Below are 24056 nucleotides of genomic sequence, written 5' to 3'. Positions count from 1 at the left end.
CTCTGGGTATATAACCGCCAAAACCAAAACCAGCCTGCAAGGGGTGTAAAGTATTTGCCTTCAACGCGTCCATCCGTACTTAGCGATTTCTTATAGAACCAGCCTGCGGGCTCTCATAAAGCCCACGATATCTTATTTTCATTTCATGATCAAAGTTGCAGAATATGACTGTTTGGAAGCTCAACCATTTCGAGAGAGGTTCATCAGACTTATGTTATCCAAGAAGTTCAGCCTGACTTTTTTCAGCGCCGCCTTCTACAGCTCAACACTTGTGGCTGCACCCTATCAATTTCCCACACCGGATCGGGACAAGTATTCGGATAACGTGCGCGCCTTGCAGCAAATATCCACAGGGGTTGCCGAACTCTCCCAGGCAGCTGCCAAAGGCGTGGTTCTGATCTCGATCTCCAAGATCGTCAAAGGTCATCCTTATTACGAAATGGATCCCTTCGACTTTTTCTTTGGGCCGCGCTTCCGTCAGCAGCAGCCGAATGCGCCTGAACAAAGGCAAAAGCAGCAGGCGGGTGTCGGTTCCGGTTTTATCGTCGATCTCGACAAGGGTTATATCATTACCAATAACCACGTGATCGAAGGCGCTGATGAAATCTCGCTGAAGCTTGGCAATGGTGAGACGTATACCGGTAAAGTCCTCGGCGGCGACAAAAACACCGACGTGGCCCTGGTTCAGATCACCGACAAATTCAAACGCGATGGGCTCGCGGAATTGTCCATCGGCAACTCCGACAGTGTGCGCGTCGGTGAGTTCGTGATCGCTCTGGGTGCTCCCTTTGGTTTGGAATTCAGTCAGTCGTTCGGCGCCGTGTCGGCCACCAGCCGCGGGAACCTGAACATCACCAGCCTCGGTAACTTTATACAAACAGATGCCGCGATCAACCCCGGGAACAGCGGTGGTCCTCTGATCAATATGGAAGGTCTCGTGATCGGCATGAACACGGCGATCTTCTCGCGCTCGGGCGCGTCGGCAGGGATTGGCTTTGCCGTACCCTCCAACCTCGTCAAGAGTATCGCCGAACAGCTGGTGAATAAAGGCAAGGTGGCTCGTGGTTACCTGGGTGTCCAGCTTTCACCGCAGGAATTGGACGAGGAATTGCTTAACGGTTTGAATCTGCCGAAGGGCACCCGTGGGGCTCTCGTTGCCAAGGTTGAAAAGGGTACGCCTGCCGCCCGAGCCGGTTTGGAATCCGGTGATGTCATCACCGAAGTCGGCGGCCGCCCCGTTCATTCAGGCCAGGAACTGTCGAACATTGTCGGCCTCTCGCCCCCTACGGCCAAGGTGCCTGTGACCTTCTATCGCGGTGGCAAGCTGCAGAATACAACCGTTACCTTAGGTGACTTCGAGCAGGATAACCTCGTCGCTCGCCGTGATAACAGCAGCCCCAATCAGGCTCCAGGCGGCAACACCAGCCCCGCGGAATTCCAGGCTGGTTTGAAACTTGAGCCGCTGAATAAACAAAAACATGCGCAGTATGTGGAACAGTTTGGAATCGAAAGCGCCTCGGGTCTTTTGGTTCTTGATGTGGATCCTAGTTCGAAAGCACGCGCGTCCGGCATTCGCCCAGGCGATGTCCTCTTGAAAGCCAATCAGACTCAATTGAAGTCCACGAAGGATTTGGTCGAAGTCTTCAAATCCAGCAACAAGGTTCTTTTGCAACTGGAGCGAAGTGGTAATATCCTCTTTGCCTCTATACGCAAGTAAGGTGTCGCCTCGATTCCCTTCGCCCCAGGTGGAGGGAATCCTTTCCTTCCTCATCTCACGTCCCTCGGCACATTTTGCCCAGCGAGGCCATCCCTTCGATAACCGATACCCAAGGGTCACCGGCCGTCTTTCGATGGGATCACCATGGTTCGCTGGCTCATTCTGCTGACCCTTATATCCTCTGCTGCTTACGGTGCAGAGCTTTGGACCCCTGCGCGCGAATACTGGGGGCCCGATGATCCTGAGGGCTTTCTACAGCCGGTTTCACCAACTCCAGGTGTGGAAAAACCAGCTTCCCTTGCGACGAGCCTTCAGGTGACAGCCCTGAATAAAAAAGGCTTTGTCCATCGTCAGCATCGTCTGGCCGAGGCCTTGAGTTCGGAGCCGCTCCTCCTGAAGGAAGCGGCCCGCATCTATAGCCCGAGCCAAAGCTTTGTGGCTCTGCAAAAAGCTCAGGACGCCTTATTCCTGCTCCATCCCCAGACCTCGCTCAGCGTTCGCCCGACACATGACAGTTGGCAGTTCAGCTTCACTGGAGTGCGCGGCATGGCCCGTCTCTCCACGCATGAGCAAACCCTTCAGGTGGATTTCAGGCCCGCCGATCCTCATACGGCCTGGGACAAACACGAGCTTCATCTTAATCCTGGTAGTGATGTCTACGTTAAATATGATCGCGATCAGCTTGTGATCTATATCATCAAAGGCCAGGCTTCGTATCACATTGTTCCAACCCGACCTTTGCAATCGATCCGTCCCGAAGGTCTGCTTCTGGAGTGGGAACTCAAACAGGTCAAGCGTCAGCCCAAAGCGCCTTTTGTCCTCGATATCTTTGCGGGTCAGGAGCTGCAGCTCAATGCGGCCTCCGAATTCCAATATCACATCGGTTTACCTCATCCGGAATCCTGGCAAGCACCGATCCTGCGTAGCTCGCCTCAGCTGTCGGAAACCATGGATTCGAGTCAACCCCTGACCCAGGCGATGCTGGAGTTACGAAAAAACTGGCTTAAAATTTGGACCGGACATGAGGGCACGAGCAAAGACGTCCTGGCTCGCCGGATGGAAGCGGGACGGTGGGAGGAAGCCTATGACTTGCTCAAAACTCTGGAAACTGACCTTGAACATCAGGCGCTCCAAGCCATCTGTCTCTATCGACTGCAGCAGGAAAGCCATGCCGAGAAAAAACGGGCGACTGTTGACGTCACCAACTTCTGGGCTGATATTCTGAAACAGGAATCCCTGCGCGCTCAATTACGCAAGAGCGAGCGTGACGTGAAGCTTCCGCAAGAATTAAGGACGGACGTTATTCCAGCCGAAGAAATCTACCTGCTGGCCACGTATGAACAGGCTCGGGGTCGCTGGCGTTCAGCCCTTGATCTTTGGGAACGCTGGCCGGAATCCCAGAGCGATGCGCTGCTGCAGGCTTCCTATAAGGAATGGCAAAATCACCTCGATAGGAAGAAACCTCTGTCGTATCATGCCAGCGTTGAGCTCGGCTGGTCCGATAACATCTTGCATCTTCCTTCCGGTCTGGCAGCACCGGACGACGTTGGTCATCGATCGAGCTGGCTGCTGCGTTCCTCCCAACGAGTGCCTTACTTGATTGAGCGCAGTGAATCCTTCAGCGTTCATTTGGAAGCTTCCTTTCGCTTCATGGTTCTTCAGCACTCGGGCCTTAGGGATTTACAAAGATTCGAACCCGGCCTCAATCTCCCCCTCTCCATTCAACTCCCGTGGGGTCAGCAGACCTTGGCCTTAAAACCCTACGTTTCCCGCCTGATCCAGGGCACAGGTGGATTGGATCAATTTGGGTACGAACTGCGTTGGCAGATTCCGGACTGGAGCCTTTCTCCCACATTCAGCTGGTCACAGGAACAAAATCTGGATTTCGCACCCACAGTAGAACACCGACTGGATGCTCTGAGTGGCGAACCCGTCAGTGCCATCGATCGCAGTGTGAGGCGCAATACCTTGGGCGCGCATGCGGGACCTTGGGATTTTCTCTGGCAGAACTGGGACTACCGCTATGCAGGTTCCCAGCCGGATGATCGCCAGCGTTTCCTGCTTCGGGGTCAATGGCAGAAGGAATTTCCTTACGACCTTCAGCTTGGAATTCAAGGCTCCCTGCATCAGGATCTGTTCAAGGGTCAACGTTCATCCGTCACCGGTCTGCAGATACGCTTGGAAACAGCTTACCTCCGCTGGGTCCGCTTGCATCCCACGCTCGCCGTCGAACGCGAAATGCGGCAAACCGGAGACAGTGCTTATCGTTTCACGGAAACAACCTGGCTGGGCGGCCTTGGCTATCGTTGGTAAGTCCGCATCGCGCGTAAGATTTTACCGGACGATGCGCACCTGTAGGATTTCCCACTCTGTCAAAGCATTGACGTGCCGCATTCCGCAGTTGGAGTGCTGCTGATCGAGTTGTGTCAAGGGCTTAGCCTTACGCCGCGTTAGGCATCCAATTTGCACGCCCATGAACACCACACATTATTTTGGGGTTGACCATGCAGAGGGTGATGCCTGGACTTTTGATGATTTACCTCGCGGCAAGTGCCTGTCAAAAGGAAAACACGGAAAGCCCGGTCGAAGCCACACCCGCGGAGAATACAGCCGAGCAGCAGCCCGTAACCCAGGAGCCTGTGAAAAAGGAACCCGTTAAACCCATCGTGATGTGTGACACTCTCGAAATCCCAAGCTACGAATTGTGGATCAAGGATCTTTCCGCGAACCACTGTGACAGCTGCCACAACGAGCGAATCTCCTTCAACGGCATCAAGTTTCTTACGTATGAGGACTGGCAGGCCACGGCTGCTGCCGCTAAAAACCGCATTGCCAACAACCTTCTGACCAAACCCCTCGATCCCATAGTCCAGGGTATTTTCCTCAAGTGGTTTGAAAAAGGCATGCCGCGCACCGAAAAAGACTGTCAGGACAAGGGCTAACCTCTGGCCCCTTTACTCCCCAAAAAGTAAGATTTCGAATCTTAATCCCGGTCTTCTTTTTTCCGAAATTGTCTAAAGGACAATGCAAGCACCGCGGCCTTGGCTCCTGGAGTCAAAGGCGGGAAAAAGGGGACCACATGGCATTCCATAAGAAACATAATGAACAGGGTTCCGCGACCATGACGGGACTGGTCGCACTCGTGGCGCTGGCACTCTCCAGTTTCTATGTGATGCAGAATCAGCAGAAGGTCACGGACACGGTCATGCACGCCAGGGTCAAAGCCACCAATGATTCGGCCGCCCTTTCGAACATGAATGCAGTGGCTCAATTTAAAGCTTTGCTGAATAATGGCAAAGTCGATACTGAGTACCTGCCTGCACTTTATCCTCAAAACTACTGGCTGGCTGACTGGCGGCAGATGACCAAAAATCCCAAGATCCCCACCGATGATGTCGCCTTGAGCGGCAACGAGTGGATCAAGATGAATCTGGTGGATACGGGCGACCTGAGCAAGGCCGACCTGCAACAGGTTTTTAACGGCGTGAAGAGTCAAACCGTACTGAAACCTCAGGACGGATTTATTCGCATTCTCAAGGCCAATTTCAATCGTTCCTTGAACTTCGACTACGTGGAGTCGGTGGACGTTGAAGTCAAAACCACCAAGGTGGATAAGGGCCAGACCAGTACCATGATCAGCAAGGCCCGTATTCCGGTGCCGGTGCCGCAGCCCAGCAATCCTATTTTGGAAATCAGCCCTGCCGGTGCCAACCTTTGGAGCACAGACTTCAGTAATATCAGCATCGGTGACTACGATCTGCGTGTCACAGCTTCAGGCGTGGTCTATAAAGCTGTTATCCTGGTCAACGGTGAAAACCCGGTTGAACTGAGCATATTCAACAAGGATACCGGGGAGCCAACGAATCACGCGGCGACCAACGTGCTGGCGAGCAACGTGATCATTGGCACAACGCGTTATCAGTTTGTCGGATTCAACTCGGATCCAGCGAATTGTAGCATGACCCCAGCCAATGGTGATTTCACGATCAAGGCCGTGCTGTACAATGCCAAGGGCGAAATTTCCGAAGCGCCCAATCATGAGGTCTCGCATTCCTTTACCGTGGTCAATTATTGGGATAAAGGCAAGGATCTATCCGACGACGAATTCAAAGCCGCCTGCAACGATGAATGTCCCTGGTATGAAGGCGACACCTATATGGACGCAGCCGTCGCCGATGCTCAGGATCGCAAGTATGGTGACTATTCACGGAACCATAGTATGTACATGCGCAACGAGCAGGTGAAAATAAAAAGTGTAAAATTCTGCGAGAATGTCCGGAACCCTGCGGAAAGTTTCGTGGCCAAAAACGGCCGCACGCCCAACACCTTTGCCGAGCTGACCAGTGAAGGCTGGGACTCGGTGGAATATGTGTATTACACTGTGCCCTCCTGTAAAAGAAAATTCCTGTTCGTTCGCGGCGCCTGTGGTTGCTTCGCGGATGAAACGATGATCACTCTGGGTGACGGTCGCACCCAAAAGCGAATCACGGAACTGACGGAACGTGATCAGGTGTGGAATCCCATGACGAGGCGTGCGCAGTCGATTGCCCGGATGACCCGGGGCCCGGAAAATGTCCCCATGTTTGATGTGCAAATCGAAGGAAACACCGTGCGCGTGACCGGCACGCATCCCTTTCCAACCAGTCAGGGTCCCAAGCCTGCCTTTGAATTGCAGGAAGGCGATCGTGTCCGCACCGAACAGGGAACCATAGGTGTGATTCAGCAGATTGCCGTCGTGCCGAAGGGTGACAAGGCTCCTGTCGTCTGGAACCTGGAACTCAAGGCGGGCGACGACCTGCGCGACCACTACGTGCTGGCCAACGGAGTGGTGACCGGGGATCTCTACATCCAATCCCGCCTGCAGAAAAATGCAGCAGGCACCGATCGGTGGGTTTACGAAAAATAGATCTTGCAAACGGCTGGCGACAGATTTATCGTTTGATGTAACAAGGGTTTGTGGCCGATTGCAGCTTTCTCTGCTAAAGTGCCGAAACGATGCGCAAATATTGCCAAACCTTGGGTTTGGCTTTTTTGTTTGCGTCGCAAATCCTCGCAACATTTCTGTTGGAGGAATCATTATGTTCCGTGACACGGGGCCATCACTGGCTTCTTGCTTTGACACCTTCGAGATCACATCCGCCCCCTTAAAAGCATGGCATAAGCTGGAAGGCGATCCTCTGAGTCGTGAAAAACTGGAATTTCGACTGAGCCTTGTGATTCAGCTCATGCTGCGATCGGAAGGAGGCGACGCCCTGGCTCGTGAGGAGCTCAAGGCGATCGGCTAGAATCATTCAGGCATGAAACGCTCGGTCCAAGGCGGCGCGAATCCCACTCGCAAACTGGCGAACACCGGCAAGTCTCGCGCTGGCATCAGGTGCATCCTCGATGACTTTGACGATGGCGCTGCCGATGATGATGCCATCACCGAGTTGTGCGGCCGCGACGGCCTGCTCCGGATTGGAAATACCGAAGCCCACCATGACCGGTTTTTTCACCAGACGTTTGACAAGGCCCATCTCCTGACCCAGGCTCTGCGAGAGTTCGGATTGCATGCCGGTGACACCCGTGCGGGACACGTAGTAGACGAAACCCGAGGATTGCTCATCCACATGCTGCAAACGTTTTTCATCACTGGTCGGCGAAGCCAGAAACACGGTATCGAGGCCGGCCGCCTGCATCGTACGACGATAGGCGTCAGCTTCCTCGGGAGGAAAGTCGACGATTAAAACACCATCAGCCCCGACGCTCTGCGCTTTTTTAGCAAAGTTATCAAAGCCCATCCGATAGATGGGATTCAAATAGGAAAAGATGACGATCGGCGTGGTGGTGTTGCGCTTTCTGAATTGCGCCACCTCATCCAGAATCTTGAGCAGACTCGTTCCGGAGGCGAGCGCCCGTTCCGCAGCTCGTTGATTGGTGGGACCATCGGCCAGGGGATCCGAGAAGGGGACGCCCAGTTCAATGATATCCACGCCCGATTCCGCCAGAGCCTGAGCCAGGTTCATGGTTTCTGCCAGACTGGGATCACCAGCCGTGATATAGGCGACAAAAGATTTCTTGCCTTCCTTCTGCCGATCGCGAATGACCTTCTGCAAGCGGCTCATCCTACGCCCCCTTCCAAATCCTTGTCACCACGTCCGGAAAGATTCACCAGCAGAATTTTATCCTTGCTCAAAGTGGGCGCCTTTTTCAAAACGTAAGCGATGGCATGGGAACTTTCGAGGGCGGGAATGATGCCTTCGAGCTTGGAGAGGAGACGGAAGGCTTCCAGCGCTTCCTGATCCGTGGCATAAGTGTACTGCGCGCGTCCTGTTTCGTGCAAAAGTGCGTGTTCAGGTCCGACAGCCGGATAATCCAGGCCTGCGGAGATGCTATGCGTGTCCTGCACCTGACCATCATCATTCTGCAAAAGCCAGGTCAACGCTCCGTGAAGAACACCAAGCTGCCCGCCCGCAAAACGTGCTGCGTGCTGTCCCAAAACAATCCCATGTCCACCTGCTTCCACACCGGTCATCATCACCGAGGCATCATTGAGGAAAGGATGGAAGAGCCCGATCGCATTGCTGCCACCGCCCACGCAGGCCACCAGCTCGTCCGGCAATCGACCGGCGGCTTCCTGAATCTGCGCGCGCGCCTCTTCGCCAATGACCTTATGAAAATCACGGACCATCTGCGGATAGGGATGCGGTCCAAGCGCCGAACCCAGACTATAAAAGGTCGTGCGTACGTTGGTGACCCAATCGCGCATCGCTTCGTTGACAGCATCTTTTAAAGTTTTGGCACCACTTTCCACCGGCACCACGGTGGCTCCCAGCAGTCGCATGCGCCGGACATTCAGCGACTGGCGGGCCATGTCCACGCTTCCCATATAAACCTGGCACTCCAGGCCTAATAGAGCCGAAGCCGTGGCTGTCGCGACCCCATGCTGACCGGCACCCGTTTCGGCGATAATACGGGTTTTGCCCATGCGTTTGGCCAGGAGGACCTGCCCAAGCGCATTGTTGATTTTATGGGCTCCGGTATGGGTGAGATCTTCGCGCTTCAGATAAATTTGCGCTCCACCCAGATGTTCGGTCAGACGTTTGGCAAAACTCAGCGGGGTCGGCCGGCCCACATAGGTGTGGAGCAGATGTTTGAGTTCCGCTTGAAAAGCCGGGTCAGCAGAAAAACGCTGGTACGCTTCTTCCAATTCCATCACGGGGCGGTAAAGAGTTTCGGGAACATAGCGTCCACCATATCGACCATAATAGCCGCGTTCATCAGGAGTTTGAGTCATGGGAAGGACTCCTTAAGAGAAAAAGTTTGCGAAGTTTATCAGCGTCCTTGATCCCGGGTTTCACTTCCACGCCCGATGACAGATCAAAGGCAAAAGCAGGAACAGTGGCCGCGGCGGCCTGAAAATTATCGGGATGAAGTCCACCTGACAGGATCACAGGCCGGGAGCTTGGAAAGGATGCCACCAGTGACCAGTCCGTGGTGTGACCCGTGCCTCCGTACTGACCCGGGACAGCCGCATCAAAGAGAAAGGCTTCCACATAAGGCTCAAAGGAAGGTAATTCATGAAGCTGCTCCGCCGTTCGCAGACGAATCGCTTTCCAGAGGCGCAGGCCCTTTAAACTTTGACTGAAGGCCAACGTTTCATCACCATGCAGCTGAACCGTATCAATTCCTGAAACCTGCACAGTCTGGTGAATGGTCTCGGCTGACGCATTCACAAACACCCCCACCTTGCGTTGGGGGATCAGCCCTTCGGCCGCGAGTTCGTCCAAAATCTGGCGCACAAGCTTCGCTTCGACGAAGCGCGGGCTCTTGTCATAAAAAATAAAACCAAGAGCCCAGGCCCCCAGACTCATGGCCAGGCGCGCGTCTTCGGTTCGAGTGATGCCACAGATTTTAATGCGCATGCTGAATCAGCCTCGCCAGCGCTTCACCCGGATGCCCCGTGCGCATCAGGCTCGTGCCCACCAAAAAGCCATGAAAGCCCTCGGCGTGCAATCGATGCATATCCTGGTGCGTTTCAATTCCGCTTTCACAGATGAGTCGCGCACCGGCCGGGGCCAAAGGCCGCAGCTGCAGGGAAACGTCCAGGGATATGCTCAGGTCCTTGAGATTGCGATTGTTGATACCCACCAGATCGGCGCCAATTTTATTCGCGATGGCCATCTCTTCCGCATTGTGAACTTCAACCAACGCGGTCAAACCCAGCTGCCTGGCTGTTCGCAGAATGTCTGCAGAACCCTGCTCACCCAGCAGAGCCACAATGATAAGAATGGCATCCGCACCAGCGGCCTTCGCCTGGTAAAGCTGATAAGGATCGACGACAAAATCCTTTTGCAGAAGATAGGCCTCCGGATGAGCGGCACGTATGGCCTTCAGGTAGGCAATATCACCCTTGAAAAACAGGGGTTCAGTCAGGATCGAAAGAGCGGCAGCGCCGTTTTCAAGATAATCGCGCGCCACGTCCAGAGGCTTGAGTTCCGGCGCAATATCCCCACGGGAGGGACTGGCCAGTTTGATTTCAGCGATCACATTGAAACCACGTCGTTCAAAGAGCGCTCGAAAATCCTTGGGCTTCCATCCCGTTGCTGCAATCTGGGCCAGAAGATCCTGCTCGCTGAGCAGCGCACGATCCCTGCGGACCCGGTCCTCGACGGTCTTTCCGATTTTATGCAAAACACTGCTGGCTGTTTTATCCTGTCCACTCATGCAAATGCTCTTATCTTTTCCAAAGTTTGATAAGCCCGGCCGCTGTCAATCACGGTCGCAATCTGTTCCGCACCGTCCCGCCAGGAATGAGCCCGGCCGCTGATCACCAGCGCCGCTCCTGCATTCATCACGACAATATCCCGACGTGGACTGCGTTCCCCGCGAAGCACGGCTTCGACAATGCGGGCATTGGCTTCCTTATCGCCGCCTTTTAAAGTTTCGAGAGGCGCGCGGGAGAGTCCAAAATCCTCGGGGCTTAAAGACAGGTGTTGAATGTTTCCGTCTTTCAGCTGGGACACGCGGCTTGGGCCGGAGAGACTCAATTCATCAAGGCCGCCGTCACCGCATACCACCAACGCGGCTTCCGTCCCAAGTTTTTGCAGAGCTTCCGCCATCATCGGCACAAGGTCAGGATCGAAGACGCCAAGAACCTGATGCTTTACCGGCGCAGGATTCGCCAGAGGTCCAAGCAAATTGAAAACCGTGCGCACACCGAGGGCGCGGCGCACGGGTCCGACATGCTTCATGGCCGGGTGATAGTGAGGCGCAAAAAGAAAGGCAAAACCACAGCTGTCAATGGCAGACGCGGCGCGATCGGGCTGCATATCGATGGTAATGCCCAAGGCTTCCAGAACATCAGCGCTGCCGCAGCGACTTGAAACCGCGCGATTGCCATGCTTGCAAACCCCAAGACCAGCCGCCGCCAAAACCAAAGCATTGCAGGTCGAAATATTAAAGGTCTCGGCGCCATCACCGCCCGTGCCGCAGACATCGATCAGATCACGGCGCTTCGGCTGCAACGGGACCGCATGAGCCCGCAAGGTGCTGGCGCATCCGACGATTTCATCCACCGTTTCGCCTTTGCCCGCCAGGGCTCCCAAAAATCCGGCGATCTCTTCGACACTGACGCCGCCCTGCATAATAAGGGTCGTGGCCGCCTGCGCTTCGTCGCGTGTCAGATTTTGGGATTTGAAGAGCTTTTGCAAATAAGCTTTCACAGTTTGGTTCCTCGTTTCGCAGCCAGATCCAAAAAGTTTTTCAGCATATCCATACCGTTCTGCGTCACGTACGATTCCGGGTGAAACTGCACGCCTTCCACCAGCAGGCGCTTATGCCGAAGCCCCATGATCAACCCATCATCGGTGGTGGCGGTCACCTCCAAACAATCCGGCAGGGATTTGCGCTCGACAATCAGGGAGTGATAGCGGGTCACTTCGAGCGGATTCGGCAAACCTTTAAAAACACCCTTGCTGGTGTGCTTGATCGTCGATGTTTTCCCGTGCATCAGTTTGCTGGCACGAATGACCTTGCCGCCGAAAGCCTGGCCGATCGATTGGTGACCCAGGCAAACACCCAGAATGGGAATTTTCCCCGCGTAGGTGCTGATCGTTTCCAGGGTGATGCCCGATTCATCCGGGGTGCCTGGTCCCGGGGATAAAACAATGGCCTCCGGTTTCAATCGGGCTACATCCTTGACCGTGATCGCATCGTTGCGGACCACCTTGACCTTGGCTCCGAGACAGCCGAGGTACTGGTAAATGTTATAGGTAAACGAATCATAATTATCGATCAGGAGTATCATGAACGTCCCTCCTGCACCTTCTCAGCCGCGGCCACAGCTGTCCGTACAGCCTTGGCTTTATTCAGCACCTCTTCATACTCCTTGATCGGCTTGGAATCGGCAACAATACCGGCGCCTGCCTGGGCGTAACCGTAGCCATCACGCAGAAAAAGACTGCGAATGGTGATGCAGGAATTCAGATCCCCGGCAAAATCCTTGCAGACAATGGCGCCACCGTAGGGTCCACGGGCCTTCTTCTCCAAACCGGCAATGATTTCCATCGCCCGAATTTTAGGAGCACCGGTCAGTGTCCCGGCTGGAAAACAGGCGCCGAAGGCTTCCCAGGTTGAAGTGCCGGACTTCAGCTGACCGGCGACCTGGCTCACGATATGCATAACGTGCGAATAGCGTTCGACGTGCATAAAACTTTTAACTTCCACGGAACCTGGTTTGGCAACACGGCCGATATCATTCCGGCCCAGATCGACCAGCATCAGATGCTCCGCCCGCTCCTTCACGCTGGCCAGGAGATCGCGTTCCATTTTACGGTCCTCGTCCGGATCCTTGCCGCGTGGCCTTGTTCCGGCAATGGGGCAGGTTTCCACCAGGGATCCCGTGGCCCGCATCAGCATCTCGGGTGATGAGCCTAAAAGAACTTCATCACCGAGGCCTAAATAATAGAGATAAGGCGAAGGATTGATCATCCGGAGAATGCGATAGATCGTAAAGGAATCCGCTTTGACAGGAAAACGGAATCGATCCGACAGCACGCATTGAAAAATATCACCGCGACGGATGTGTTCCTTGATTTTGCCAACAGCTTCGATGTACTGATCCTGACCCAGCATGGTTTCAGCCGGCACGGGTTCTATATCCGAGAGCTCACTGAGTGAGAGATCCAAAATCTCATCCGGTCCGGCTGCCGTGAGCAAACGCTTTTTAATTTGCATGAGGCGCTGCTCGGCATCCGCCACAGCTGTTTCCAAATACGTGCTGTCACCTGGAATCAGTGTGACGATATAAAGGCGGTGCCGGAGGCGATCAAAGGCCAGCGTGGTGCCAAAGAACATGAAGTTCAGTTCATTGGGGGCATTGCCCGCCTCGGTTTCCGGCAGGCGTTCCAGATATCGCACACAATCATAACCAAAATACCCAATGGCGCCCCCGACAAAAGGCGGAAAACCCTGGAGTTTCGGTGTCTTATAGCGTTCCAAATAGGCCCCGACCGCCGCGAAACTGGTGTCCTGGGTTTCTTTCTGGTCCGTTACAAAATTGTGAAAGGTAAGCTGTCCGGCTTTGCTGATCAAGGAAGCAAAGGGATCAATGCCAAGATAGGAGTAGCGACCAACTTCTTCGCCACCGTCGGCACTTTCGAGCAGAAAGGTGTGGGTGGACCCGCTTGCGCGCAGACGCAAGAAGGCATTGACGGGCGTGAGTGTGTCCGCTGGTATTTCGATACCGACCGGTATCAGCGGAAACCCACGCTGCGCCAAACCCCTGATTTCCTTGAGGGTTGGGTAGATATTCACAATGTCTCCAGGCTATATTAAGCAAACTGAACATCCTGAATGTGAGCGTGGCCTTGGTCTGCATTTCATCAGACTTTTTAAAATTCGTACTACGATTCGCCCAAGGTGACAAGAAGCTTTTGCCTTTTTGCGAAAGGCTCTGTCCTCGGCTGTTTCTTTCTTTACCTGATCATCGTACACCAGGTTGGAAGCCACTTGCGGATTTCAGCCAGCATGGCGTCTTCACGCATCGAAGCGCTGATACGGCTTCCAGCCGTGCACGCTGGATTTCTTCATAAGGAAAGGCAGGCAGGCCAGGGCCTGGGCCTGGAACGTGCATTAACTGTTTAAACTCTGGGCAATGGCCTGAGCGGCGAGCCATGATCCGGTCCAGGCATTTTGAAAATTAAACCCGCCGGTGATCCCATCGACATCCAACACTTCTCCGGAGAGAAAGAGTCCAGGGCAGACCTTGCTTTCCATGCGCCGAAAATCGATTTCCTCGCGCGACACTCCGCCCGCTGTCACGAACTCTTCCTTGAACACACCCTTGCCCTCAACCGTGAGTATGGTACCTGTCAGGCGACGCGCGATATCCTGCAGATTTTTTTTGCCCGTCTCGGCATAAAGCTGGGCCGGTTGAACTCCCGATTCACGCAGCAAAGCCTCCCAAAAACGGCGGGTGCAGCTGAAAGGATTTTCATTGCTGACTCTTTTCTTCGGATACTGCTGCCTCAGGGTTTCGAGCTGCTGCAGAGCCGCTTCAAATTTTAAAGGATGTTCCCAGTTGATCTGCACTTGCGCTTTATAGTGACTGGCAAACAGTTCACGCGCGGCAAAAGCCGAGAGCTTGAGCACTGCGGGTCCACTCAATCCCCAATGCGTAATCAGACAGGGCCCTTCCTGCTGAAAATCCTGGGCGGCTTCGGCCACTTTAAGCTGGATGTGAACGCGAGGGAAACTCGTCCCGGATAAACCCTCAAGCAGCGGATCCTTGATTTCAAAGGTGAAGAGCGAAGGCACAGGATCCACCAAACGGTGCCCCAGATCACGGGCCAGATTTTGACCAAAGGGCATGCTGCCGGTGGCGAGTAAAAGAAACCGCGAACGGAGAACGGTGCCTTCTTTGGTGTGCACAAGGAAATGCTCATCCACCTTTTCAATGCGCTGCACCAAAGTTCGCAGACGGACCTCGACTCCATTGTCGTGCGCGGTCCTTTCGAGGCAGTCGATAATGGTTTGTGAAGAATCGGTGATGGGAAACATCCGACCATCCGGCTCCACTTTCAATTCCACGCCATGATCGGCAAACCAGGCCACGGTATCGCGCGGTTGAAAGCGATGGAATGCTCCGATCAATTCCTTGTGTCCGCGCGGATAACTCGCCACCAGGCGCTTGGTCTCGAACTGATGATGGGTGACGTTGCAGCGTCCTCCTCCGGATATTTTGACCTTGGTCAACACGCGGGGGGTGGCTTCCAGGATCACAACGCGGCTGCCGGGTCTGGTTTCCGCGCACGCAATCGCACCGAAATATCCAGCCGCACCACCACCGACCACGATCAGATCAAATTCTTCCAAAGTCCTGTCTCCATGAGGGTCTTGCTGAGGTGGCCTGGTTAACGCCTAGGCTTACTCAACGCCCAGTTTCCATAGCAGAGGAAGGGCCTGCTCTTCCAGTGCCTTCTCATAATAAGGACGCGAAAGCTTGCCAATATCGTCACTCTGATGCCAATAGATGGACCGCGGCCTTTGCACACCCGTCAGATGTTTTTGCAGCAAGGCCACCACAGCCGCAACATCGGGAGAACGGGCTGACCGCACGATGAGCACAGGGACGGTTCCGTATTCTGCATCGTGCCATGGAAGGGCTATAAAATCCGAATCATGGCGTAAGGGTTCCAGAGGCTGCACAATATCAAGCGGGGATATATTTTCACCAGCCACCTGAAAAATACCATCGGCCCGACCCAAAACAGTAAGACGACCCTGGTCACAGAGGATACGATCGGGCAGGGTCAACCAGCCTTCGGCGTCCAGCAGGGCATGAAACGTTGTCTGCTGATAAAAACCGCGCGAAGACGCCGGCCCACGCAGGCGTAAAGTCTCCCCTGCATGCGCATAGTCCCATCCACGGAGCAATTGTCCAACATCGCCGGGATGCAGGGGTCGCGCACCGGGCGGAAGCGCCGTGCATTGCGCCGCGGTCTCACTGCTTCCATAACTGACGGATACCGGCAGTCCACAACCAATGGCCAGATCCACAAGATCGAGCGAGGCCGCCGCCCCACCCAGGATGATGGCTTTGCAATGGCGCAAATTCTCAACGGCCTGCGAATCCTGCAGCAATCGATAAAGCTGGGTGGGAACCAGGGAAATATAAGAGGGTGCCTGCACTCGCAGGACATCAACCACGGCCTTCGGTTCCGTGAGATGCCAGGCCACAGCGCTTCGCAGAAAACAGCGCACAGCAATCTGCAAACCCCCAATATGCGCAGGATCAAGACTTAAAAGCCAGGAATCCCCAGGCTGCACTTGATAAAACTCATTGGTTGTGACAGCCGAGTGGCTGAGACTTTTCCAGCTATGCACAATGGCTTTCGGCATGCCGGTGGAACCGGACGTAAATATTCCCACCGCTGGAGCCTCGTCATCCCACGTGATGGGACCTTGCATCTCTGGTTTCACGGGCACGGATGGGCCAACGAAAAAGCCCTGGAGAGGAACCTGCAGCATCATTCGTTGATGCACGGCATCCGGCAAGCGATCCGGCAGAGGAAAAAGCACCACTCTTTGCCACAGGCAGGCCAGCAGGAGAGCAAATGTATCCAAGGCCGACCAGCCTCGAACGGCCCAATGATCTCCAGCTTGCGCGCCTGAACTTTGCAGCAGGGTCGCATAACGTCGAATCCTGGCTTCGAGATCCCCATAGGTTATGAAGCCATCCAACGTTTGCCAGCACGGCTGGGAAGCTTGTGCCTTCAATAGAGTCTGCACAACGCTCATCCCCTATTCTCCCGCATCGCAAAAGGTGTTCCTGGAACCAGCACCTGAGATGCCCCCCAGGATTCACTCTGCCACGCATCGTCCGGTAGAAAACGGGCGGTCCCAAAACCAAGAGGTTGGGGATTTTTGCAAAACGCCGCATAGATCCATGCCGAACAGCGTAAACTCAGGCCGGAATCAAAAGCATTGCTGAGGACGCATGGAATATTTTCGGCGGCAGCTTTCTGCAGAAGATGCACGGTGTGCGAGAGACTCAATCGGCTCGGTTTTAAAATCCAGGCCAGGGCTGCAGGAATGGTCTCGTGACTATCCCAGAGGGTTTCATCAAGGGCCTGCGGATAAAAACCGGCGGCCTCTTCCCAATAAACGATCGGCAGACCCTGAGAGTGATTCTTCCAAAAAGCCGCATCCTGTGAACTCATCCCTCGGTTCGCATCCAGTCGCAATTGCAGGAGTCCCTGACCATGCTGAGTCATTCTTTGCAAACAATTGAATTCATGCAACGCAGGCAGACGCCCGACCTTGCACTTGAAAATGCGAAAGCCCTGATCCCAGAGCTGCAAGAATTCCTGCCAGCTGGTTTCACGATCCGCTTGCAGCGCGAGCAAAGCGGAACCTTCGAGTGTCATCGTATCGGCAAGAGAAAAAACCTCGGGACTTTGACTTTGCGCCCAGCTCAGGAGTAATTGTTCCACAGCTGTTTGCACCGATCGCAAGGGCGTGGCCGGCAGCTCGATCAGTCCAAAGTAAGGCCGGGTCCATTGCCATGGATTCAGTACCAAGGATTGACTCAGAAGACGAGGAGCGCAGGTCGATTGCCAGAGCCGGCAGGCGTCGCCCAGAGTTTCAGGATGCACACCAGGACAGGGAGCAAGTTCAGCTTGATGTTCATGCCCACGACTATCGATGGCGGTGATGATGGTCCGCGCTCGCAACATGGGAACACCGTTACCCAGCTGCAGAGGCCAGGTCCATGGCAGCTCCTGATGCTGCAGGGTCATCGCGCGAAAACTCATAACAGAACCAGGCTCGCAAACAGCATGGCGTAAAACAGATTAAAGAGCGCCGTAAATTTGAGGGCCTCGTTCAACAGGGGTCCTTCCCCTTGCAAACGCGGGGTGATACGGCGGCGTATAAAGGACAAAGCCAGCAGAGCCCAGGGCACCGCGATGATCACCTTGTTATGCTCAAATCCGTAAAGGGCCAGAATCATCGCACTCGCCATGACTAAAAGAAGAGGCAATTTGCGCGCTGTCTGTTCGCTCGAGAGAGTCGCCAACGTATGCTTGCCGGCATCCTTATCACCTTTGCGATCACGCAGATTATTCACAGCCATGATTGCTGCCGCGATCAAACCGGAACCCAGACCCCAGAAGGCAGTTTCCCAAAGAATGTAGCCCGTCAGAAGATAGACTGTTCCCATCACGGCAATAGGTCCAAAAAAAATACAGGCCAGGATTTCGCCCAGGGCATAATAGGCCAGAGGAAAAGGACCCGCCGTGTAAAGGTATGCGGCCAGACCGCACGCCAGTGCCACCAGCGGGATCACGGGCGCCGGATTCATCGCAAACAAAGCCACGACAAGGCCGGCTGCCAGAGCAAACATCGTCCAGTAAGCCAGCCGCACCTGCGGAATCGTCAGGAGCCCACTTTGCACGACGCGGATCGGCCCCAATCGTTCGCCTTTATCCACACCTTTTTCCGCATCCTTGGCATCATTCACAAGGTTGGCGGCTGCCTGCAAAAAAACGACCAGCAGGAGAGCGGCTAACGCTGGGAATACCACGGCGCCTTCACTGATCTTCATCACATCACGTTGATGCACACCCAGACTGATCCCGATCAGGACCGGACCCAATCCAGCGAGCAAAGTGGGAGGACGAATGGCCTGAATCAGAGCTCGCCAGGACCGAGGCTGAATCGTAACAGGCGTGGAAACGGCAGTATTCATTTAAGGCGTCTCCTTTTTAAAAGCCTGCACGTACTTCTGATCGGCCAGCGGATCCTGCTCACATTCGATCAAACAACTGGTTCGGGACTGCAGAGCTTTTTGGTACAGGTCGCGGAAGCTCAGGCGATTCGTGCACAGTTCATAGGATAATCCAGCCATCTCGGCCAGACCTTGAAAACGAAAGTCATGGGGCGTTGTGATCAAAGGATCCTTCACCCAGCCGTGGGCCTGGATCGGCAGGAACTCAAAGATGCGCCCACCTCGGTTATTCACCACAACCAGAATGATGGGAGCCGCGGCCTGGGGCAGCGCCAGGATCGAATTCAAATCATGCAGAGCGGAGACATCACCGAGCACCACGGTCCAGCCATGTTCCGACCCGGCCGCGAGACCAAGGCTGGTGGACACCAGACCTTCAATACCATTCACACCACGATTGGCTTCCACCAGGGGCAGACGTTTGCCCTGCAGATCACACCAGCTATCAAAGGCGCGAATCGCGGTCGAGTTACCCAAAAATAAACCATGATCCCGGGTGGGAATCGCTGCTGCAATTTCCTGAGCCACATCCGCAAAACAAAAACCCTGATACAAAGGCTTCGCCAAAGTCGTCCGCACCTGTTCCGATACCTGCCACAAAGCATCATGCGCCGGTGTTGGCACAAATGGACCACCGCTCCAGAGTTTGGTTAGACTCGTGATATCAACCGTGATCTGCCGTCTCTGCGGCAAATGACTGGGGTCCTGCACCGTCGATTCAGGCGAAAAAATCCAGTAGGCGCGAGGCTGGACTTTTTGCAAATAGGTATCAAAAAATCCAGTGACGGGACGCCGTCCCAAATAAAGACAAACATCCGGCTGATAGGCTTCAAGAGCCTGGGACAGCAGCGGATGGGTGGGATCCATCAACTCGTTATCCAGGCGTCCTTTGACGCCTGAGGTAATATCCGCATAACAAGGCCAGCCCAGCGAGGCCGCCAGGGACGCCGCAGCCCGCTGCTCCTCACGGCCTTGGATACGGCCCAGAATAATAAGACCTCGTTCCGCTGAACGCAGATCGTCCACCCAGTCACGCGCCACGGTCGGCGTCAAACGCGATTCGACGGTAATCGGTGGTTGCACAGCCAGACGCTGGAGAAGTTTTTGTGCTTCAGCCAGAACGGAATCTGTCGGCCGATCCGAAGTTTCCACAGGATCAAGCGGCAGACGGAAGGGCAGATTCAAATGCACCGGACCCTGCCGACCTTCACTACTGATTTCCACCAGCATGCGCGCATAGGATAACCAGGCGGCGAGATCCATTGTCGGACCCGGGGCAGGAAAATCCAGACTTTGCTTGACGAAGGTTCCAAACAGCTGTCTTTGATCGGTAACCTGCTGCGCTCCGGCAAAGACCATTTCAAAGGGGCGATCGGCCGTGATCACCAGCAACGGAATCTGATCAGTTTTGGCTTCAATGATCGCAGGCAGATAATTCGCTCCTGCGGTTCCTGATGTACAGACGAGTACGGCCGGTCGCCGTGTGGCTTTGGCAAAGCCAAGTGCTTCATAGGCGCCGGCCCTTTCATCGGGACATGACTTCACATAAAGATCAGGCCTTGCCTGCAGGGCTGCAATCAGGGGAGCATCGCGATATCCCGGGGAAACAAAAAAACCACGGGCGCCCAGGCGGGATAATCCGTGGATGAGGAGCGAGCTGGCAAAGGTATTCCAGTTTTGGGTCAGCCACGGTTTGATCGTTGATTCCATAAGGGGCTCACTTGAGTGAAGCGTCCTCGGCTTGGAGCAAGCCCAGGAAGTTTTGCATTTTAGCTTCTATTTCCTGCCATTCGGCATCCGCATCCGATCCCGGCACAATACCGGCTCCGGCATAAATCCAGAGTCTGGCACCATCCACCAGAGCCGATCGGATCCCAATGGCAACATCACCCTGGTTGCCTTGAAACACGCCGATGCCTCCAGCAAACCATCCCCGATCAAAGCCCTCTTCCCGCAGCATGAAATTCAGAGCCGGGCCACGCGGATAGCCGCCGACCGCCGGTGTCGGATGCAGGAGGGGAAGCAATTCCGCACACGATCGACCCGCCGGCACTTCGCCTTTGAATCGCGTCCGCATATGCTGAACATGCTGCAAACGAATGATGGCCTGTTCTTCCACGGGTTCGAAGACAACCCCTTCCGCGTGCAAGAGATCCGTGATCGCCTGACGAACCAGGCGATGCTCATTCTGCTCCTTGGGCGATTGCTGCATATCATCGGAAAACGCCTGATCGCTGCTGGCCGAAAGACTGCGACGTCGCGTGCCGGCAATCGCATCCAATTGAAAGCCACGGTCCCGCCAGGCCAGAAGGCGTTCCGGCGATCGTCCCATAAAGCAAAGCCCTTCAGGACTTTGACAGGCAAACAGAAAGGATTCTTCATGCAGAGTCAAAAGTTGACGAAAAAGATCGGCCGCCGACAGGGCCTTGGGAAATTGCAGTCGCACGCGTCGGCTCAGCACGACTTTATCAAAATCACCGGCGCTCATATGTTCCGTTGCGGCATCCATAATCTCATGCCAGCGCGAACGGGACGGAACATCCTGCCGACTCTCATACATGGGCAAAGGCGAGGGCGCTGCGCTTTGATGCAGAGCCTGATAAAACCGCCAGGCTTCCTCAAGCAGCTGCGTTTTCCAGCTGTCATTATTTTCGGCGTTGGCCAGGGAACACACGACCTCGAGGACAGCGGCGTCCTGATCCTGGCGCCATAAAAATTTCGGGACAAACCAATGCGAATCGGCCAATTCCTGCCATTCGCTCCCGGAGTGATGAGCAGGAGCAAAAGGAAATCCACCGCAGACCGTGATCCATGGATCCACAGATGATGCAATCAAATCTTTGAAAGGAATCTTTTCAGCAAGGCCCCAGGCCGAAAACCAGGACTTCGCTTCCTTGCTTTTCCAAAAAAAAGCCCAGTCCGGCGGCAAACGCAAAAAGGCCTCGGCTGGCACGCGATCTGTTAAATTCAGGCGTGCCTGCATAAACTTGCCGGCTTCCAGCCATTGCCAGCCAGCGCGTTCAAAGTCCCTAAAACTCGACAGATTCAAGGCTTGTCACCCCGATAGAGATGCACAATCCCGCCGCTCATGGGCCGGAACTGGGCATCTGTGAATCCAGCACTCGTCAAGAGTTCTGCAAAGGCCGCACCATAAGGAAATTCTTCAATCGTTTGATTCAAATAGGAGTAGGCCGTGGCATGACCGGAGAGCATACGTCCCAGGCCAGGCAAGACATGCCGCAAATAAAATAAATGCGCCGATCGCAGCGCGCGACTGCGCGGCAAACCAAATTCCAAAATAAGACAGCGGCCTCCGGGTTTCAGCACCCGATAGATTTCGCTGAGGCACCGATTCACATCGGCCACATTGCGGATACCAAATGACATAGTGACAGCGTCAAAGGATGCGTCAGGGAAAGGAATGTGCTGGGCATCCCCGACATCGAGAGTAATCTTATCAGTCAGTCCAGACGCGATGACTTTGTCCCGGCCTTTGCTGATCATGCCTTGCGAGAGGTCCAGGCCGCGAACCGTCTGCACATGCGGATTTTTGATCAACTCCAGCGCCACATCACCGGTCCCGGTTGCCAAATCCAAAACAGTCAAATTCAACCGTTGCGGCAGCATGCGTCGCATGGCCCGACGCCAGATACGATGAAGACCACCCGACAGCACCGTATTGATAACGTCATATCGGCCAGCTATGGCATCGAAGATTCGGTAGGATTCTGTTTTCGCATGGGGCAGTGGCATAAGTCCGGTATCCCTATGTCGTTGTTCACGACTATATAAACCTTTTGCAAGAGCAGCTTCAACCAAAATCCCGGGCCTCTGACCTGTCCGATGCGAACCACATTTCTGTTTTTTAAGGAAGAGACTTGCCTTCAAGCCGGGATCGAGGAATAAATAGAGAGCCAGAACCAGGTGGTCGTTTTCTGGTTCAAAATTTCATGAACTCTGGCTGACAGGATCCTCTCGTGACTATTGCATCGATTGCCCATGCCATTTCACCCGCTGTGCTGCACAGTATCCAACGGCTCGACTTTAGTCTGAGTGAATGGCAGCGCAATCCACGCATTGGCAATCTGCTGGGCAAGACCGTGCTTTCGGGTGGCAAACGCCTGCGGCCATTGATGACTTTTATGATGGCTGATCTTTTGGGTGTCGAGCACACGGCCATTGAACCGTTCAGCCGTTATATCGAACTCGTGCATGCTTCCACCCTGGCTCACGATGATGTGATTGATAATGCGGAATATCGTCGCGGCGAACCTTCCATTAATATCGTAGCCAGCAACAAGCGGGCAGTCCTCGCTGGAGATTATCTGCTGGCTTATGTGCTTCAGGAAATTGCCCAGACGGGACGCAATGATCTGGTCAGTGAAATGGCCGTCATCATCGCCGACCTTGCGGAAGGGGAATGGCTGCAGATTGAAAACAGTGTGAAAAAAGACCTCAGCTGGACCGATGTCGAACGGGTGGCTTTGAAAAAAACCGGCAGCGTCCTGCGGTGGAGCTGTGCGGCGCCTGCGCTGCTGGCTTATCCTGACGGCTATTTGCTTCCGGAAGCCCGGCGCCTCGGTGAAGCGATCGGCATTGCCTTTCAGCTGACGGACGATATTCTTGATTTTAAAAGGCGGGATGGATCGGAAGGCGCGGACATTAAAAATCGTGTGATCAATGCCGTGATTTTTGAAGCTCTGTGTCTGACGTACGATCGCGAGCAGTTGGATATGACTCGCATTGAATCCATCGAACCCGATCCCAGAACTCTGGACCATGCGATTGAGCGCGTGCGTCTGCGGGTGGATCGACTGGTTGAGGAGGCACATATGCTGCTTGAAATGCTATCAGAGGCAACGGCAAGCCGTCGCGGGCAAAAAGATCCACAGTCTCTTGCCGCGCTTAAAATTCTTGTGAATTATCTGGCCCAGCGGATATGACTAAAAAAGAAGAACAACGTGTCCTGACAGAACTCGAAGAATTCGCCTCGGAAGTCGGGCAATTCATGGAGTACTGGGGCTTTAAAAAAGTTCATGGCCAGATCTGGTGCCATATCTATTTATCCCAATCCCCACTCGATGCAGCCGAACTCATGCGGCGCCTTCGTATTTCCAAGGCCCTGGTGAGTATTTCCCTCAAAGAGCTGCAGGATTTCGCGGTGATCGAGGATGCTGGCAAAAGCGAGCGCGGCACACGACTGTATAAGCCTCGCGAAGATCTGGGCGCCACCATTCTGGATACTCTCAGACGGCGCGAACGTAAAATGATGGCCCGCATTCGGACCTCGCACTCTCTGCTCGAAAGTCTGGAACCGCAGGAACTGCAGGAACATGGCATTGAACGGCAGAAGGTGGCCCTGCTGGGGATGCTCATCCGTATCGTGGAGCAGAGCCTGGACCAGATGATTAAACGACAAAGTGGATCGGTCTTTGACCTTCTGGGCATGCTTTCCCAGAGTTTAGTCCCATCAATACCACCTAATATACCACCGCAACAACCTGAAATAACTCAATAAATAGCGAGTTATCAAGGAAACTCCCAAGGCGACCGATCTTATCATAGTAG

General features: G+C 54.5%; 21 protein-coding genes. 7 read left to right on the top strand and 14 right to left on the bottom strand.

Going from position 1 to position 24056, the window contains the following annotated elements; genetic code table 11:
- Positions 1–211: 211 nt before the first annotated feature.
- The 5 genes from VE954_RS37670 (at position 212) to VE954_RS37650 (ending at position 7002) form a co-directional block, all read left to right on the top strand.
- A complete protein-coding gene (locus VE954_RS37670; protein WP_324962883.1) occupies positions 212–1717 on the top strand; it encodes a Do family serine endopeptidase in 1506 nt (501 codons plus the stop codon).
- 144 nt (positions 1718–1861) lie between these two features.
- Entirely contained in the window at positions 1862–4030 is a 2169-nt protein-coding gene (locus tag VE954_RS37665; RefSeq protein ID WP_324962881.1) for a hypothetical protein, read from the top strand.
- Between the two features lie 191 nt (positions 4031–4221).
- Positions 4222–4659 carry a hypothetical protein gene (locus VE954_RS37660; RefSeq protein WP_324962879.1) on the top strand — a complete coding sequence of 146 codons (438 nt, stop codon included), beginning with the start codon at positions 4222–4224 and terminating at the stop codon, positions 4657–4659.
- Between the two features lie 137 nt (positions 4660–4796).
- Positions 4797–6623: a Hint domain-containing protein gene (locus tag VE954_RS37655; protein ID WP_324962877.1), complete on the top strand. Its 1827-nt coding sequence runs from the start codon at positions 4797–4799 to the stop codon at positions 6621–6623.
- Between the two features lie 172 nt (positions 6624–6795).
- Entirely contained in the window at positions 6796–7002 is a 207-nt protein-coding gene (locus VE954_RS37650) for a hypothetical protein (protein WP_324962875.1), read from the top strand.
- A gap of 6 nt (positions 7003–7008) precedes the next feature.
- Here VE954_RS37650 and trpA read toward each other — a convergent pair whose 3' ends face one another.
- The 14 genes from trpA to ubiE all read right to left on the bottom strand — a co-directional run bounded on the left by trpA (position 7009) and on the right by ubiE (position 22241).
- On the bottom strand, positions 7009–7821 hold the full coding sequence (gene trpA, locus VE954_RS37645) for a tryptophan synthase subunit alpha (RefSeq protein WP_324962873.1): 813 nt from the start codon (positions 7819–7821) through the stop codon (positions 7009–7011).
- On the bottom strand, positions 7818–8993 hold the full coding sequence (trpB, locus tag VE954_RS37640; protein WP_324962871.1) for a tryptophan synthase subunit beta: 1176 nt from the start codon (positions 8991–8993) through the stop codon (positions 7818–7820). The genes trpA and trpB overlap by 4 nt, the downstream gene beginning before the upstream one ends.
- The gene (locus VE954_RS37635) at positions 8977–9621 is read right to left on the bottom strand and encodes a phosphoribosylanthranilate isomerase (protein ID WP_324962868.1); all 645 of its coding nucleotides are present in this window, start codon (positions 9619–9621) and stop codon (positions 8977–8979) included. Before VE954_RS37635 ends, trpB begins: the two co-directional genes overlap by 17 nt.
- Positions 9611–10423: an indole-3-glycerol phosphate synthase TrpC gene (gene trpC, locus VE954_RS37630; RefSeq protein ID WP_324962866.1), complete on the bottom strand. Its 813-nt coding sequence runs from the start codon at positions 10421–10423 to the stop codon at positions 9611–9613. Before trpC ends, VE954_RS37635 begins: the two co-directional genes overlap by 11 nt.
- Positions 10420–11421: an anthranilate phosphoribosyltransferase gene (gene trpD, locus VE954_RS37625; protein ID WP_324962864.1), complete on the bottom strand. Its 1002-nt coding sequence runs from the start codon at positions 11419–11421 to the stop codon at positions 10420–10422. The genes trpC and trpD overlap by 4 nt, the downstream gene beginning before the upstream one ends.
- Positions 11418–12005, bottom strand: coding sequence for an aminodeoxychorismate/anthranilate synthase component II (locus tag VE954_RS37620; RefSeq protein WP_324962862.1), 588 nt, complete (start codon positions 12003–12005; stop codon positions 11418–11420). Before VE954_RS37620 ends, trpD begins: the two co-directional genes overlap by 4 nt.
- A complete protein-coding gene (locus VE954_RS37615) occupies positions 12002–13513 on the bottom strand; it encodes an anthranilate synthase component I family protein (RefSeq protein ID WP_324962858.1) in 1512 nt (503 codons plus the stop codon). The genes VE954_RS37620 and VE954_RS37615 overlap by 4 nt, the downstream gene beginning before the upstream one ends.
- A gap of 318 nt (positions 13514–13831) precedes the next feature.
- Positions 13832–15073, bottom strand: a complete 1242-nt coding sequence (locus VE954_RS37610) for an NAD(P)/FAD-dependent oxidoreductase (protein ID WP_324962856.1) — start codon at positions 15071–15073, stop codon at positions 13832–13834.
- Between the two features lie 51 nt (positions 15074–15124).
- Positions 15125–16498 (bottom strand): AMP-binding protein, encoded by a 1374-nt coding sequence (locus VE954_RS37605; RefSeq protein WP_324962854.1) that lies wholly within the window; start codon positions 16496–16498, stop codon positions 15125–15127.
- Positions 16495–17514: a hypothetical protein gene (locus tag VE954_RS44680; RefSeq protein ID WP_324962852.1), complete on the bottom strand. Its 1020-nt coding sequence runs from the start codon at positions 17512–17514 to the stop codon at positions 16495–16497. Before VE954_RS44680 ends, VE954_RS37605 begins: the two co-directional genes overlap by 4 nt.
- A complete protein-coding gene (menA, locus tag VE954_RS37595; RefSeq protein ID WP_324962850.1) occupies positions 17511–18449 on the bottom strand; it encodes a 1,4-dihydroxy-2-naphthoate octaprenyltransferase in 939 nt (312 codons plus the stop codon). The genes VE954_RS44680 and menA overlap by 4 nt, the downstream gene beginning before the upstream one ends.
- Positions 18450–20198 (bottom strand): 2-succinyl-5-enolpyruvyl-6-hydroxy-3-cyclohexene-1-carboxylic-acid synthase, encoded by a 1749-nt coding sequence (gene menD, locus VE954_RS37590; RefSeq protein ID WP_324962848.1) that lies wholly within the window; start codon positions 20196–20198, stop codon positions 18450–18452.
- 7 nt (positions 20199–20205) lie between these two features.
- The gene (locus VE954_RS37585; protein ID WP_324962846.1) at positions 20206–21537 is read right to left on the bottom strand and encodes an isochorismate synthase; all 1332 of its coding nucleotides are present in this window, start codon (positions 21535–21537) and stop codon (positions 20206–20208) included.
- Positions 21534–22241: a bifunctional demethylmenaquinone methyltransferase/2-methoxy-6-polyprenyl-1,4-benzoquinol methylase UbiE gene (ubiE, locus tag VE954_RS37580; RefSeq protein ID WP_324962844.1), complete on the bottom strand. Its 708-nt coding sequence runs from the start codon at positions 22239–22241 to the stop codon at positions 21534–21536. The genes VE954_RS37585 and ubiE overlap by 4 nt, the downstream gene beginning before the upstream one ends.
- A gap of 224 nt (positions 22242–22465) precedes the next feature.
- Here ubiE and VE954_RS37575 point away from each other — a divergent pair, with 224 nt between their 5' ends.
- On the top strand, positions 22466–23431 hold the full coding sequence (locus tag VE954_RS37575) for a polyprenyl synthetase family protein (RefSeq protein ID WP_324962842.1): 966 nt from the start codon (positions 22466–22468) through the stop codon (positions 23429–23431).
- A complete protein-coding gene (locus VE954_RS37570; RefSeq protein WP_324962840.1) occupies positions 23428–24006 on the top strand; it encodes a hypothetical protein in 579 nt (192 codons plus the stop codon). Before VE954_RS37575 ends, VE954_RS37570 begins: the two co-directional genes overlap by 4 nt.
- Positions 24007–24056 lie beyond the last annotated feature (50 nt).

The organism is Oligoflexus sp., assembly GCF_035638955.1.
In the GTDB taxonomy this organism is placed as follows: Bacteria; Bdellovibrionota_B; Oligoflexia; order Oligoflexales; family Oligoflexaceae; genus Oligoflexus.
The sequence above is the reverse complement of the archived record's forward strand: the minus strand, read 5'-3'. Positions and strand labels throughout refer to the sequence as shown.

Excerpts from the sequence above, each read along its gene's own strand:
- VE954_RS37670 (WP_324962883.1), top strand. The coding sequence starts at position 212 with ATGTTATCCAAGAAGTTCAGCCTGACTTTTTTCAGCGCCGCCTTCTAC.
- VE954_RS37665 (WP_324962881.1), top strand. The coding sequence starts at position 1,862 with ATGGTTCGCTGGCTCATTCTGCTGACCCTTATATCCTCTGCTGCTTAC.
- VE954_RS37660 (WP_324962879.1), top strand. The coding sequence starts at position 4,222 with ATGCAGAGGGTGATGCCTGGACTTTTGATGATTTACCTCGCGGCAAGT.
- VE954_RS37655 (WP_324962877.1), top strand. The coding sequence starts at position 4,797 with ATGGCATTCCATAAGAAACATAATGAACAGGGTTCCGCGACCATGACG.
- VE954_RS37650 (WP_324962875.1), top strand. The coding sequence starts at position 6,796 with ATGTTCCGTGACACGGGGCCATCACTGGCTTCTTGCTTTGACACCTTC.
- trpA (WP_324962873.1), bottom strand. The coding sequence starts at position 7,821 with ATGAGCCGCTTGCAGAAGGTCATTCGCGATCGGCAGAAGGAAGGCAAG.
- trpB (WP_324962871.1), bottom strand. The coding sequence starts at position 8,993 with ATGACTCAAACTCCTGATGAACGCGGCTATTATGGTCGATATGGTGGA.
- VE954_RS37635 (WP_324962868.1), bottom strand. The coding sequence starts at position 9,621 with ATGCGCATTAAAATCTGTGGCATCACTCGAACCGAAGACGCGCGCCTG.
- trpC (WP_324962866.1), bottom strand. The coding sequence starts at position 10,423 with ATGAGTGGACAGGATAAAACAGCCAGCAGTGTTTTGCATAAAATCGGA.
- VE954_RS37620 (WP_324962862.1), bottom strand. The coding sequence starts at position 12,005 with ATGATACTCCTGATCGATAATTATGATTCGTTTACCTATAACATTTAC.
- VE954_RS37605 (WP_324962854.1), bottom strand. The coding sequence starts at position 16,498 with ATGAGCGTTGTGCAGACTCTATTGAAGGCACAAGCTTCCCAGCCGTGC.
- VE954_RS44680 (WP_324962852.1), bottom strand. The coding sequence starts at position 17,514 with ATGAGTTTTCGCGCGATGACCCTGCAGCATCAGGAGCTGCCATGGACC.
- menA (WP_324962850.1), bottom strand. The coding sequence starts at position 18,449 with ATGAATACTGCCGTTTCCACGCCTGTTACGATTCAGCCTCGGTCCTGG.
- menD (WP_324962848.1), bottom strand. The coding sequence starts at position 20,198 with ATGGAATCAACGATCAAACCGTGGCTGACCCAAAACTGGAATACCTTT.
- ubiE (WP_324962844.1), bottom strand. The coding sequence starts at position 22,241 with ATGCCACTGCCCCATGCGAAAACAGAATCCTACCGAATCTTCGATGCC.
- VE954_RS37570 (WP_324962840.1), top strand. The coding sequence starts at position 23,428 with ATGACTAAAAAAGAAGAACAACGTGTCCTGACAGAACTCGAAGAATTC.